The 13,305-nt window shown below is 34.4% G+C and carries 17 protein-coding genes; all 17 read right to left on the bottom strand.

The window, feature by feature from the left end; translation table 11 throughout:
* Positions 1–3: 3 nt before the first annotated feature.
* Positions 4–171, bottom strand: a complete 168-nt coding sequence (locus tag IGI67_RS25895) for a hypothetical protein (protein WP_429959956.1) — start codon at positions 169–171, stop codon at positions 4–6.
* Positions 172–564: 393 nt separating this feature from the next.
* Positions 565–2,085, bottom strand: a complete 1,521-nt coding sequence (locus IGI67_RS25900; protein ID WP_429959957.1) for a hypothetical protein — start codon at positions 2,083–2,085, stop codon at positions 565–567.
* 13 nt (positions 2,086–2,098) lie between these two features.
* Positions 2,099–4,303 (bottom strand): DNA topoisomerase III, encoded by a 2,205-nt coding sequence (gene topB / locus IGI67_RS25905; RefSeq protein WP_429959958.1) that lies wholly within the window; start codon positions 4,301–4,303, stop codon positions 2,099–2,101.
* Between the two features lie 89 nt (positions 4,304–4,392).
* The gene (locus IGI67_RS25910; RefSeq protein WP_429959959.1) at positions 4,393–5,067 is read right to left on the bottom strand and encodes a winged helix-turn-helix domain-containing protein; all 675 of its coding nucleotides are present in this window, start codon (positions 5,065–5,067) and stop codon (positions 4,393–4,395) included.
* A gap of 15 nt (positions 5,068–5,082) precedes the next feature.
* The gene (locus IGI67_RS25915) at positions 5,083–5,598 is read right to left on the bottom strand and encodes a hypothetical protein (protein WP_429959960.1); all 516 of its coding nucleotides are present in this window, start codon (positions 5,596–5,598) and stop codon (positions 5,083–5,085) included.
* Between the two features lie 211 nt (positions 5,599–5,809).
* The gene (locus IGI67_RS25920) at positions 5,810–6,484 is read right to left on the bottom strand and encodes a DUF2786 domain-containing protein (protein ID WP_429959961.1); all 675 of its coding nucleotides are present in this window, start codon (positions 6,482–6,484) and stop codon (positions 5,810–5,812) included.
* 390 nt (positions 6,485–6,874) lie between these two features.
* Complete coding sequence (locus IGI67_RS25925) at positions 6,875–7,366, bottom strand: hypothetical protein (RefSeq protein WP_429959962.1); 492 nt, start codon at positions 7,364–7,366, stop codon at positions 6,875–6,877.
* A 33-nt stretch (positions 7,367–7,399) separates the two neighbouring features.
* Entirely contained in the window at positions 7,400–7,636 is a 237-nt protein-coding gene (locus IGI67_RS25930) for a hypothetical protein (protein WP_429959963.1), read from the bottom strand.
* Between the two features lie 42 nt (positions 7,637–7,678).
* A complete protein-coding gene (locus IGI67_RS25935; protein ID WP_429959964.1) occupies positions 7,679–8,407 on the bottom strand; it encodes a hypothetical protein in 729 nt (242 codons plus the stop codon).
* A gap of 95 nt (positions 8,408–8,502) precedes the next feature.
* The gene (locus tag IGI67_RS25940) at positions 8,503–8,958 is read right to left on the bottom strand and encodes a helix-turn-helix domain-containing protein (protein ID WP_429959965.1); all 456 of its coding nucleotides are present in this window, start codon (positions 8,956–8,958) and stop codon (positions 8,503–8,505) included.
* Between the two features lie 199 nt (positions 8,959–9,157).
* Positions 9,158–9,523 carry a hypothetical protein gene (locus tag IGI67_RS25945; RefSeq protein ID WP_429959966.1) on the bottom strand — a complete coding sequence of 122 codons (366 nt, stop codon included), beginning with the start codon at positions 9,521–9,523 and terminating at the stop codon, positions 9,158–9,160.
* A 16-nt stretch (positions 9,524–9,539) separates the two neighbouring features.
* The gene (locus IGI67_RS25950; RefSeq protein ID WP_429959967.1) at positions 9,540–9,818 is read right to left on the bottom strand and encodes a hypothetical protein; all 279 of its coding nucleotides are present in this window, start codon (positions 9,816–9,818) and stop codon (positions 9,540–9,542) included.
* A gap of 68 nt (positions 9,819–9,886) precedes the next feature.
* On the bottom strand, positions 9,887–10,147 hold the full coding sequence (locus IGI67_RS25955) for a hypothetical protein (protein ID WP_429959968.1): 261 nt from the start codon (positions 10,145–10,147) through the stop codon (positions 9,887–9,889).
* A gap of 58 nt (positions 10,148–10,205) precedes the next feature.
* The gene (locus tag IGI67_RS25960; RefSeq protein WP_429959969.1) at positions 10,206–10,472 is read right to left on the bottom strand and encodes a hypothetical protein; all 267 of its coding nucleotides are present in this window, start codon (positions 10,470–10,472) and stop codon (positions 10,206–10,208) included.
* A 56-nt stretch (positions 10,473–10,528) separates the two neighbouring features.
* Positions 10,529–10,789 (bottom strand): hypothetical protein, encoded by a 261-nt coding sequence (locus IGI67_RS25965; protein ID WP_429959970.1) that lies wholly within the window; start codon positions 10,787–10,789, stop codon positions 10,529–10,531.
* Positions 10,790–10,843: 54 nt separating this feature from the next.
* Positions 10,844–11,617, bottom strand: coding sequence for a hypothetical protein (locus IGI67_RS25970; RefSeq protein WP_429959971.1), 774 nt, complete (start codon positions 11,615–11,617; stop codon positions 10,844–10,846).
* 255 nt (positions 11,618–11,872) lie between these two features.
* Positions 11,873–13,305, bottom strand: a 1,433-nt coding sequence (locus IGI67_RS25975; RefSeq protein ID WP_429959972.1) for a DUF2142 domain-containing protein, incomplete at its 5' end; no start/stop codon positions are given.

Raw genomic sequence — 13,305 nt, forward strand, 5'->3', positions numbered from 1 at the left:
GGTTTACTCAAACACCCGGTAAGTATGTTTGTAGTAGTTAATCAAGCTCTCTGATGCGGCTTCCGCTTCTTTTTGACTCTTGCCCGACTTCAGATATTGCTTAGTAAGCTTAGTAGCATCCTTATTCATTTTGTCTACGTTGTATCCTTTAAATTCTGTTTTTTTGAACATCAACAATCACTCCTGTTTTTTTCTTTTTAAAACCATTTTTTTAGGAACTTTGGTGGAGCTGAAAAGGTTTAGATTTTTAAAATTCCTAATGATCAGTAGTCGTGCGATCCTCCTTGTCTTTTTCGTTTATGGTTCATTTTTTGTAGTGTACTTATGGCGTTTGCTGTGTTCGCCCCAAAGCGCATATTTTCGGAAAGGAAAAGGGCGGCGCAGCCGTTTATATACCCTTTGTATTGGAGAAAATCTGTGCTAAAACACAGTTCAGCAAACGTCTTAGTACACTAAAAATGAAACATGAAAAAGACTTCAGGCGATTCGCCGCCACGACTGCTGCATCATTCGCTTTGGAATTTTTATCAAAAAAAGAACCTATCGTGATAGGTTCTTTCCTGTTTATCTTTCGACTTTGCTCTGTTGTTCTTTTGCTTTATTCACGCTCTTATCTTGTTCTTTGATCTGTTGGTTGATTTTCTGGTCTATTGTTTTTACTCCCTTCAATGAGAAGACACTCGCATTTTCCTTTTCGGTGTATTTACCATCAGTTGTCTTCGAAAACGTCTCTGGTGCCTTCTCTGGCGCACCAAGTCTTTCTTCAGCCCGACTCAATTCCTTTTGAATCTTAGTATTTACTTTTACGACAACCTCTAACATTTTTTGCCGTACTAAATCTTTCGTGTTCTCTGGAATTGCTTTAATCGATTGAAGACTAGAAATCGTTTTGTCTTTTACATCTTGAAGTGCTTCAGAAAGCCCCCCTTTTAGTTTTGAGATACGTTCGGTCCAATTAACGCCACTGCTTTTTTGATCAAAATATTTTTCTAAGCTGTTTGTCAGATTTTCTTGAAAAGCGTTTGTGATTTCTTCAATATCCTTAGAGGAAAGAGTTTTGTCCTCATATTGTTTCAGCAGCGGCACAGAAAGTTCCGTTAGCGCTTTTTGCTGTTCATGGTGCTGTGCGTTCATGATAGTTTCCGCTCGACCTGCTGTTTCTCCTACGAGACTATTAAGCACTTCTTTTTCCTGTTCTGGGTTCGGTTCTTTCTCCTGTTGTGTGGCTTTCGAAACTTCATTTTCACTCATAGCCACTTTTTCAATTAACGCATTCCAATGTTCGTTCACACCATACACGATATGGTTATCACGCTGTTTCTCTGCATTATCAAGCCGTATACCTTGTTCAACTTTGTTGATCAGTTTATCCCATGACTGATCCTTGCCCTTCATGGGGTGATTAAACTGGTTACTCGCCATTTTGTAATCCTCTAAAACCGATTGCCCGAACTCTTCAAGTGTTTTGAATTCACCAGATATTTTTTTTCCTTTATATGAAGAATCTACCTTAATTATTGGTCGTTCTTCAGCGTTCATATCAACTTTACTCTGAAGAATGATCTCGGCGTGACCATCATCAATCCCGCCTACTTTTTGCTGCTCTTTAACGAAGCCTTGGACTAATTTTAGACTTTGATCTAATTGGTAGGCTTCAAATCCATATTGTTGATTTTCGACACTTGCCATGATCTCCTTCACGTCTACCTGTGTTTCGTTAAAAAGCTTTAGGTGAACTTCATCTTTAAGGAATGTCTCAGGGTGCTTAAAAGCCGATTCCGGCTCTTTAGATGATAATTCATTATTGTTTTCTAAGCTGAATGGGGAAACATGGTGAATGAAGTCTTTATAATTATCAAACTCTTTTTGAAAACTTTCATTTCCTATTGAATACTCAGATACAATTACAGGCTGATTGGATTCATTGGCAGCTACAAAACTGTTATTGATCAAGTCTAAATACTTAGCGTTTATGTTCGCTGATTTTGATAAATTTTCATTGCTAAATGCTTTTATAGCATTTAGATTTTGGTTCAACGCAATAAAATCTAATTGCGATTCAACATCTAACTCAAATTTTTCCATTGTTTAACCTCTCTCACTTCTTAGTTTTCTTTTTTGTTTTTGTTGTCTTAGCAAATGCAACAAATTCTAATAGGCAACGTCCAGTGTCTTTATTTCTTTTCAATTTGATCTCTGCTGCATAAGGTTCTTTCTCCTTGTCTTTGCTCTTGATACCCTTCACAGTGATTGAATCTCCTTTTAGCAATGCTGCAACATTCGTCTTTGTAAGTTTCTTTTTTCTAAATTGATTAGGAAAGGTAAATTTGCACTTAGGATAGTTAGAGCAACCAATGAATGTTTTTTTGTCTCTAAGTGGCTTGCCACAATCCGGGCAAATTCCAAAACTACTAGCAATCTCTTTTTCTTGAACCGCTTTTTCGTAGTCTGAAAGATTAAGATTTTGAATATCTTCAGGTACGTTTTCCAATAGATGAATAATGAATTTCTTTACATTATTCAAGAAAGTTTGCTGGTTTCCGCTTTTTTCTCCGATTTTTTTTAAATAACTTTCCCACTCTGCGGTCATTTCGGCGCTAGTCAATAATTTCCTGTTACTGACTGCTTCACACAATAGGACTCCTTTTTCGGTGATCACCACCTTGTTGTTTTTGATCTCGATATATTGCTTTTGCTTTAAGGACTCAATGATATTTGCTCTTGTCGCTTCTGTACCGATACCCTCAATTTGTTTCAATAATAGCTGTGCGTCTTCATCGTCAAGGGTCTTTCCTGCTGTTTTCATAGCTGTGATCAAAGTACCTTCAGTGTAAACAGCGGGTGGTGTCGTGTTCTTCTTAACAGCATGGATATTGAACGAGATTTCTTGCCCCTCTTGTAAGCCGCTAGGAAGCTCGTTCTCTTTATCTTCATTGTCATCACTCGCTTTTTTCGGGAACAACACTTTCCACCCTTCCCTTTTAGGCTGTTTTCCTTTTGCTGTGAAAAATAAGCTTCCTGCTTTCACATCAATAGTAGTTTCGTCAAACTCATAATCAGGAAGGAACATGGCGAATGTGGTTTTCAAAATTAATAAATAGATTTTCTGTTGTAAGTCGGTAAGTTGTTGAAACTCTTCAGGCGTTGGGATTTTTCTAGTTGGAATTAGCGCATGGTGTTCTTGCACTTTCGATCCATCTACAAAACGTTTCCTAGCACTTTTTTGACTTACCGGGAGTTTTGCTTGTAAAAATTCTCTGTATCTTTCTGAAGTTTCCAATAAATAAGCAAACTCATTATCGGTAATGAATTGTGTGTCCGTTCTTGGGTAAGACAGAAACTTTGCATCATAAAGCGCTGCTGCTGCGTCCAAAACTTGTTTTGCACTCGCTTTGTAAAGCGAATTGGCTTTTGTTTGCAAGCTACTTAACGAGTAAAGAATTGGGCTGAATTCCTTTCTACTCTTTGTTTCAATAGCATCAATTGATGTTTTTTGAATGCCTAAACTTGCGCTGTGATCTTTTAAAAATTGCTCGCTATTCAATTTATCTTTAAATCTTTTTGAAGGATTTAGACGAGCTGTGAATCGTCCAGAATCGCAAGACGCGATCCCTTCTAATTCGTAAAAAGACTCCGATTTAAAATTTGCAATGTCTAGTGTTCTTCTATAAATCATGTAAAGTGTTGGTGTTTGGACTCTACCAAGAGAAAAAGCCCCCTTAACGCCTTTCTTCTGAAGACTTAAACTATAAAGTGGACTGGCGTTCATACCGATAAGCCAATCAGCGATTTGTCTCGTTTGTGCTTCAATATAAAGTGGGTAGTCTTCTTTAATTCCATCCTTAAGGTTCTGAAATCCCTCTCTGATAGCATCCTTTTCTAAGCTGTTGATCCACAAGCGTTCAATCACAGTTGATTCGAAATCTATATTTGCTTTCCTCATGATCGACCAAGCTATATTACTACCTTCTCTATCACTATCCGTTGCAATTACAATTCGATCTGCCTTATTTAATAAGCGTTCAACAATCTTGAACTGCTTTTCTTTGTCTTCAGGAACTATAAATTGATATGTTTCGGGAAATATCGGCAATGACTCCAAGTTCCAATTTTCCCATTGAGTTGAGTAAGAACCGGGGGTAGCTAATTCTACAAGGTGACCAAACCCATAAGTAATCACTGTTTCGCCATTGAGAATGGGATCAGAAACACTAAAAAACCCGTCATTTCTTTTACAGTTATGAAATGCGGAAGCGTAGGCTTTCGCTTGACTTGGTTTTTCTGCTAAAATAACTGTGTTCAATATAATCGCTCCTTCTTATTGAATTGTTGGTATTCATTTCTTCTCAGCTGTGCCGGCTGCTTCAGGAAAAAATGAATACCAATATCTATTTATGCTAATTTGTAACCATGACCATGTTCTGTAATTATTTCATAATCAACATAATTACTCTCTTTGAGCTTAGCTCTTATTTTTCTGATCAATGCAGATAGGTGTACAACTCTAGAATTGGCTTGATCTTCTGACCAAACCTCTTTATAAAACTCTTCTCTAAATACACACTCACCACGTTTGGCATATAGCATTTGAAAAACAATTTTTTCTTTACTTGATAAGTAATTCATGAAAAGTTCAGTATCAATGTACGAGTCTGCATTGGATGGGTCGACACTAACCAAATCATCATTCGCATAAAAAGGTATTTTTTTTTGATAGGCTGCTAATTCCTCACGTAGCATAGCTACTGAAGAATCGACGTTGATTAGTCCATCTATACCAAAAGAATTTAACTCCCCCTGATCCATGCTCTTATCAATTTTAGAAGTTTTTCTTAAAAGAATTACTCTTGAATCTTCAAATAAAGAACTAATTTTCACTACTTCATCATTTAGCAATGTATCACTAAAAATTATCATAGGAAAAAACACTGTGATTCTAGTGTCTCCTTTTATAAGTAGTTGATTTAAAGCAACCCTAGTGCAATACACTTCTTGATTCAATCTCTGTAACTTGTCTTGTAAGTCACTTTCTGCTAAAACATTTTTAGTTAAAACTAGAATTTTCATATACTTCTACCTTCCTTAAAAATCACACCAGTTCATATCTTCTCCACCCTCTATTTCTTCATTTCTTTTGGGTGACCAAAATTCATCGATAGGATTATAACTGTTTAGATTTTCTTCTAACTTTTCATTTGTATCTAAATCAACTGATTTTATTTTTTTAATATTATTTATCGAGCAAGCATATGTTCTACCGTTCTGATCGGTTATTGTTACTGATGAATCTTCTATATCGATAAAAAAGTTTTCAATCCAGACGTTATCTTTGTAAGGACAATAAACATAGATATAGAGTTTATTATTAAAACCTAATCCCTCTAAATTTTTGTTGTGCTCTAGGTATTCTCTTATTGTGCGATCTCGATTCTCTTTCTTCTCTTCAACTGACTTTGCAACAGCCTTTTCAACATTATTTCCGTTTCCTAAAGTTATGAGAAACTCGAAAATAATTTTCATTGCCGATATTGTTACAAGCAAAAGTACCCCGCCAGTCGTAGCTTTTATTAATGGGTCCATAAGCTCATTTGGTGTCAAATAGATTTCTCCCTCCATAATATATTTATGGTATTCATTCCTTGCTCCCGGTATCGATCATTTAAGCAATAAATGAATACCACATCCTTTATGATCTACTATCTAATGTTTTGCCCCCTCCTTAAAAAGTAATCATTTAACATACTTTACGGTATGATATTACCATAAAACCTACTATAAAGTATAATTTATTTTTAAAAAAAAGAAACCCTTAGCTGATTAAATCACGATTTTTAAAATCCAATCCATCTTCATAACCAGTATAAAACGCTAAATTAGAAACTTCATTATTTTCTACTTCGTGTGAAAAATCCTTTCCAGATTCTAAATTTAATTTCTCTATTTCGATTTCCACAACCTCTGGCAATTGTAGTGCTAATTCATACCCGCTTGTACGGACTTGCTTTCGAAACACTGTTCCTAGAGCTGTTAAATATCCCTCAATATAGTCCTGTTTTAACCGCCATTTACGTTTATATTTCCGTTTGATTTCCGGTTGCCGCATGAAAGCTTTTGATGAATAGGAAATGCTTCCTCTGGCATATTGGAATGTTATTTCAGCGATTTGTACATCTGATGTAACACCTAAGTAGTGCAGTTCAGTTTCTTTTCCTTTAGTAGCGTAATAGTATTTCACCCTAAAGTTTTTTGCGATCAAAGCAGCTAACCTATACACCCATTTTTGTGGTTTACCTTTGTTAATGATCTTATCTCTAACAAATGGTTTTTCTTGTTGTTGTTTGTGCTGAAAAATATCTTCTTCAGTAACATTTCCCTCCAACATTAATTGTTGAGCTTTTGCTAGTGCTACCATTGATTCAGCATCGTTAGCATCATTAGCAAGGGCTAAAAGTCTCTGGATTTTATCTATCTTATTTTCGTTCATTTGGTATTACCTCTTAATTTATTAATTTGCATAAAACAGTTGCACCTATCAAAAGCACTATGTTTATTGTTACTATAATTAATAGGACTTTCTTTGAACTCTTGTAATTAAGTATCATATCTCTGCTTCTGTATATTTGAATACTTAGTAATAAAAAGAGAATATATATTGTTGCTAATTGCTGAAAATTATACATCTGATACACTCCTGTTATTGGTATGCAATTCTTTAGTTACCGCCCTGGATAAATTGGATTTAATGAATACCATTTAATTAAGGATAGGTTTTCAATTTGTAGGCACGCTTAGACTGGAAAGCACAATCTTCTTTAAGATTTCCTGCTAGTTCATTGACGTAAAGTGCTGCTATAATAAAAGCCCCAAACAACGGCTATTCCGTCCACAAGCCTACTTTATTACTTTCTCTTGCGCAAATCATGTTCCACAGCATTTCACTTGATGATTTCGTTCGTCTTGACCAATTCCCAAATGAGTCGGATAAATCAAATGCGAGAATTAAAGCGTTTCTTGGCTTATTAGGAACGATGACTTTAACACCACTTGGCAACATCATTTTTTCGTATAATTGATCTGCCAACTCTCGTTCGCAAACTAAATAGTTTTCATCCCCTAGAAATGTTAGTCCGTTTCCTGATTTGAAATCAGCCATACAAGATTTCACTTCATAAAAACTAAAAGTCCCTTTATCAATGGCGCTCGGGCACATTCCGTTTTGACCGATGTTGAAAGGCTGAAATCCAACAAAATCTATTCTTGCTTTGCCAAAATCTAACTCCACCTCTTCCGCCCAAAAGGTACAATTATTTGTTAATTTTTTTCTTACTAAATCGCTCAAGCTGCGAGTGACTTCCACTCTTTCCATAAAATACCTCCTTAATTTCCTCCGTTTATGGAGCTACCTAAACTGATCTTTTAACTCTTCTGGTAAATCCATTTGATCGACAACAGAATCATTAGTGTATCCAGCATCTTTTAATTTATGTTCTAATGAAAATTTCCCATCAAAAATCCACTGAACCTTTTTTAGTTGTTCTTCGGATAAATCATCCCAGAGCGTAGATTCTTCGAAACCTCCGCCCCAACCACTTACTAAAAATGCAATAAACCGTAATTCGTTTTTTGTGAGATACATTTCTTCACCTCGTAATTTCTCCTCAATAGCTCCAAACAGCGGCTATTCCGTCCGCTCAATTGGATATTCTTTAAAGAGTCCAGTCTTAATCCAATCTGTTTTTTTTCTTTCCCATTTGTTGATCACTTCATCAATCTCTGATTGAGTCATTTTTTTTAATTGATCTCCATACAGTATGATAATTTGTTCCAATCTTTCAGGCTCGTTATTTTCATTGTTCCGATCGGCTATATCTAAGACAACATACTCAGCAGTTTGTCTCAAACGAATATATTGACTATTTGTGTAATGCTCCCAATCGTCGTTTTCCTCTGGAAAAGGATTTTCTCTGAAACAATTTTCAATTAGAAGTCCAACCTCATATTTTTGAGAATTATCGAACTCCCAGCCTTTCATAGTCCTATTCCATCGACCACCATATGCTTTCGCCGTTTGCCGCCAAGTAATGTCATAATTTGCACGAACGATGAATGAATCCCCTTTATCAATGATGACAGTTTTACGTCTGTTTTTTTGATTGAATCGTGCTTCGACTGGTGTATTTTCATACTCTTTAAGAATCTCGTTTAAACTTCTTGATTCTTCTTTTGTTAAATTACCTACCTCTTCATAAAACGAAAAAACAAACTCTGTTTCTTTTGAGTATATGCCCATGAATTTTTTCTTTTCATGTTCAGTCATATGATAAATATTTAAGGTTCCAATAAAGTCACCAGCACTAACATAAAAACCCAATTCAGATAAAGCTAAAACTAATTCTGAAATCGTCATGATTGACCATCCTCCTCTATACTTGATTTGCCCGGATCATTTTACTTGATTGCTCCAACTTTTAGCGCTTTCTCCATTTTTGAAACTATACTTTCTCAATCCCGTCTCTTTTTGATTTTCTCATAAACGTAAATGATATTTTTCTCCAAAGTAACTCGTACTTTTCGAGGGTTATCTTGGAAAACATCAAATACTATTTCGTGATTTTTATTTCTTGAATCTTTGGAAATTAATTGTTCGATCAATAACTTTGACTCAGCTTCAGAATCTACTTTCTTTTCAAAAGTAATATATGTCCAATCTTTATAGCAGCGAACTAACCATAGCCCTTGATTCGCTTCTTCCTCTGTTTCGTTCATTAGGTATTCCATCCCAGCTTTAGTGATCAGGTATGTCTTTTTGCTTCCATATCCAACAGCAGCTGTAGAACCTTCAAGAAATCTATCTCTATATTTCATGTATTGCTGCGTTACGTAAGTACGTTCCTTATTCCATCTAATACTTGCCTCAGGAAAGGTCATTATCTCTAAATCATTAAGACTAATTGTCATAACACGTCACCTCAAAAAAACATCATGTATTGTATAAACAAACTATACCATACTTGTTGTTTACAAGATATTCAAACTGTACTTTTCGATAAAATCATTTAAACTACGAGTGCTTTACTTCTTACAACTTTTAATCTTTCTCATTCGATCATTTCATTATGCGCAACAATATTATCACTTACAGGACTTTCCACTGTATCTACAATAGTTTATTTTTGTCAAAATCTTTATATACTTGCCTTCTAAGCAAATCGACGATTAGCTGACCAAAACTCACAATTAGATATCCTATGATGAAACTAAAAATTATAAAAAGTAGAACACCTGTCATAAACATTGGGCTTTCTAGTTGACTTCTCAATTGCTCAGATGTCTGGTTTAAACTGTCCGCTAACATCTTCTTATAGTTTGCAATTCCCCCAAATACAGAAAGAAACTCATATATCCAAAAAACAATCATACCACTGAACCCTTTTACTAAATACGCAATTCTCTGCTTAGGAAAAAGGTACTTATCCATAAGAAAAATAACTTTTTTTGCCAATAGTTCTTGATTGCCACTCATATATTCTAATCACCCGCTACCCACTTATTGTATAAGCAAAATATAAAATCACCATCAAAATGCCGTCTAATACTAAATAATAATTAAAGAATACGAAGCTCCTATTCCTAGCTCTACCGTTAACTCCGTCTAAGTAGCGATCATGGTTTTCCTTGATAACCCACAATGCGCCTAAAAGAAATACTAATGTCATGAATAGACTGCTAATAAGAGTTGCTAGATATAAACTCCAATACCAATTTCCGTACATTTGTTTAAATAGAAATTCTTTCATTCCAATTAGTGTGTTAATCAATCTCTTCCCATCTTTCTTCTATCCTGAATGTTCTATAACTAATACCGTCCATTACCCTACAATTTGAATTAAGAGCCTTGTTCGTAAAAATGAACTTTTCTAAGTAAGTTTACATGTTTATCAATTTCAGTTTTAAGATGTTCCTCTATAGAGATTAATTGATCATCGTTTAGACAACTATGCCTTAAACCAATTGCTTCCAGCTGAACCCTTTTCTGTTCAATTGATTCTTTTAAAACACTTAATAAGATATGCCACTCTTCGCTATATAATTCCATTGATCCCTTCATGATGTCATTTCTAAATGTTTTTTGTTCTTTCTCTTTCATATTCATATCCTTCTTTCTTTTCCAAATAATAGCTATGCTAGATCGTCCATTTACTGAATTAAATACTTCTCTTCTCCAAAAAAGCTATTGCTTCATCAAAATCGAACTGTAGCAGTTGATCCAATTCTTCCTGTGTTTCAATAGGTGACACCTTATTATCATTTTCATGTTCCCACCCAAAACAAAGGCTATCTTCGTCTGCTCTATATGCAAAGCCTCCTTCAAAACCTTTTTCAACCATTAGCTTTGTAAGTTGATCTTCAAGCCTTCCAAGCTTTTTAAATGTATTTCTAATTACTTTAATAGTTGGCAATTTTTCGCTCATTAGACCGCCTTCTTTCTCCGTGATCGCTCCACCTAACAGAACTATTCTATTTTTCATTATCTGCTGATTACTGATTCAAAAATTGGGTAAACAATAAAATTGAAAACTAAATAGAAAATCAATAAATAATTGGTTACATACACAGCAATCTGTACTTTCTTTTTTGATGGTGACGCTCGATCAATAGAGAAATACATAAGATTTATCCATACAACTAGAATCCCTATTCCTATTGGCAATGGGATTGATCCAGTTGCTATAGAAATTAGAAACATAAAAAATGCAAAACCATAAAATGCTAATTTGAGAACTGCCATAATCAATCCTTCTTTTTTTTTTCATTTTCTATGCTAATGATCCAACTCGTAGAATTACTTTTGGTTGTATATTTCTTTTTTACCTATAAATTTCGTGAAATTTCTCCACTCGTTAATTAGATGTTCATAAGAATTCAATATACTTTCTTGCTCATACGTTTCATAATTCAGAAAGAACTCTTTTTGATCAGTTAGATAGTCAATTTCATTCATGAATTGCAGGCATTGTTTTCGATATTCTTCTTTCATTGAGATCACATTACATCGAGTGCTCAAAATTTTTTCGTGGTTGTCTTTCTCGAAAGCCAATTTGCTTTCAAGATTGTCAATTAAACTATTCGAATGCTTAACTCTTTTGTTTTCAACAATTATCCCTTCCTCAAGATTTGAAATTTCATCCCTACTATAGGACAAAGTTTGCAAATTAGAATCCGAATGGAAGTTGTGACCATATGTCTCAATAATGAAATCAAACTCTTGCTTGCTGATATTTGTAGGCTCTGCAAGTGTCGATTCTCTATCTCTAATAATATCTTTAGTATACCCAACGATTTCATACTTCCCTTTAATTTCTGGATGTTCCGAAAATGAGAACGATTTACTTTTGTTGTCATAAGAAACTTTTACTAAATTAGGTAAATCGCTTCTAGTATTTTTCAGTTGAATAGTTTGTTCATAATGATTGTTTACTATTTCCTCATCATCGAAAACAGGAGAAAATTTTAATGCTATAGAAGCTCCAATAACCCATTCTTTACTTTCTTCGATAAAAAAAACATCTGCATTTAAGCTCTTGTCGTAAGTTAATTGGTAAAAAATGTTAAACACCTTCTTTCTTAATCAATATTTTTTCATACATTTGGTGTCTACTAAAATGTCGTATCTAAGAATTCGTTCTTCCATTAGCGGTAAGTCAAGTCGTCACTGGAAAACTAAAAGAAATAATGGATTCATTCGGATTCTCCTTTCTGAGTAATTTCTACCTCTTTAATCATTTTAACACACTTGCAAGTACACTTGCAAGTGTTTGAAAAGATAGAAAAATATAGCAGTGAACACCTTTGGTTACACTGCTATTCTTATTTAAATTGCTGAAGGATACCTAATTGACAATGTAACTACTGTCGCCATCAATATAAGTAAAAGACAAACTGATACAATAAAATTTGCCTTTCCATTCTTAACATTTAATATAGTTTCTTTGCTAGAAAACAAGGGAACCACAGTTAAACTAATTGGGATAAAGTAGCGACCTTGAAGTCCTTCTATAGATGTTGTTCGACCAACTCTATTCCATATCTGATAAAGAGCGAAGAAAGTAAGAACTGTATATACAACTAACATGCACACAATTATTAACTTTTTATCAAAAGAGATATTCTGATCCTCTTTCTCGTGAACAAGACAAGCTCCAGTTAAGCACATAAAATAGAGAACGATATAGTGTAACCCTAATGGTGCATCTAACAATCCGAATTTCCCAACAAAACTGTATACGATATTATCTCCCTTAACACCAAATAAATAATTTTTACGAAGATTTTCAAAAAATATTGAAGGCTCTTTTAAGAATGTAGCTAGTTGTCGATTTGGGTTCGCAAAGTCTCGATAAAGAAGCTGCTGATCAATCATTAATTTATTCCATGAAATATAGAAAAAGATACATGCAGCAAAAATTGCACCTCCCCACATAAGTTTTCTCTTAATGCTAAATGTTTTATTAGGAATTAGAAAAAATAGCATGCCAAGAGTTATTAAGGTAGGTTTTAGCAAAACAAGAGTTACCATCAATAGAGCACTAATTAGTAATTTCAAATTGGAAATGTGGTCACTACTTATTAATCTAGAAATCCATGAAACAAACAAAAAACTCACAGCAATAATCATAGCGTCACCTGAACAAGATGTTGCTAGAAAAAGACTCATTGGGTTTAAAGCAAGAACCGTTGCTCCAAGCTTTGAAAACGGAAAATTCCAAATAGCAATGAAGATAACAATTATATAAGCAAAAAGGTTAGAATATCGAGCCGCATAATATTGCCATAATATTGGTTTCCCTAATATTTTGCCAAGTTTTATTCCGAATATCTGAGGGATATAGTTTGCAAAATAGTAATTTGTAATTCCACCAGTTCCTATAAAAGCAGTCTCTCCTTTTTCTATTTTCTCTTTATCAACACCATAATAATAGTAAGGTGGTTTTTCCTTTTTTCCGTTCATATCAACAGCATAGGAATTCATACTTTTTATCTCATAAGGAACCTCAAATCCAAAATTCCCCCATGTACTGTCACCTTTTTTCAAGTTATCTGAAAAAGACTCTGGTCGGACTTTGAATTCAGAAAAAGCATAGGATTTCACAAAGTGACCAACCTCGTCAGGTGTTTGCAGAGGTGGAACAATGCTAATAATAAGTAATCCAAAAACCATTGACATTAACACAAACAATCTGTTAGCAAAAGGGATTCTCTTTAAAAAAAACAGTAAAAATAATACCGTGTCTGAAACCTTAACTA

This window comes from Enterococcus sp. AZ196, from assembly GCF_050498845.1.
Classification (GTDB): domain Bacteria; phylum Bacillota; class Bacilli; order Lactobacillales; family Enterococcaceae; genus Enterococcus_A; species Enterococcus_A murrayae.